The organism is Bacillus sp. LR--39, assembly GCF_053613335.1.
Map to the genome: position 1 here is coordinate 1 of NZ_JBSIOT010001243.1, position 593 is coordinate 593.

Below are 593 nucleotides of genomic sequence, written 5' to 3' on the forward strand. Positions count from 1 at the left end.
AAGCTCAATATTCCTATGAAAACAAAAGTCGCACTGCTAGTTAAACTCCACATCAAAAAGTGAAAAAATCTCTGCATGAGATAATCGACTCCTGTGTCTATACTCAGTTTTAATATTATTATCTACTACGTTCAATCCTTAAACAAGTTTCATCTTCTTTTTATTATTAAGAGTACAAAAAAAGACCTTTTCAGGTCTATGAATATAATGGCGGTGTATGAATGCTCTTTAATTTTTTTACGTAAAAGGCATAGTCAGGATCAGAAGTTGATGTAGAAATTACTTTTCTCTCACAATCTAAGCATATGAATTTCGTATAAAGATGAATGCCTCTATTCTTCTCTTGATCACAAATCACACATGTATGATTAAGTTTAACTGTTTCGTCCATCTTCTCCACCTCCGTACAGTTAGCCTCCCCTTAAAACGGATATTGTATACACTATTTAGACCTTTTTGAAACTTTAAATCAGTATATGGGCTATATAAGCCCTCGGTGTTTGTATTTGTTTGATTTTCTCGATCTTAAGTAAACAAAAAACCCAGCTCAATGAGCTGGGTTTAAACTTGCTTGGCGGCGTCCTACTCTCACA

General features: G+C 34.1%; 1 protein-coding gene and 1 pseudogene. Both read right to left on the reverse strand.

Translation table 11 applies throughout. The features are described 5' to 3' along the window. Window positions 1-77: pseudogene (locus ACWHAR_RS29705) on the reverse strand (5-bromo-4-chloroindolyl phosphate hydrolysis family protein); the annotation flags it as partial. Window positions 78-196: 119 nt separating this feature from the next. Then, window positions 197-391, reverse strand: coding sequence for an anti-sigma-G factor (gene csfB, locus ACWHAR_RS29710; protein ID WP_003243294.1), 195 nt, complete (start codon window positions 389-391; stop codon window positions 197-199). Between the last annotated feature and the right edge of the window lie 202 nt (window positions 392-593).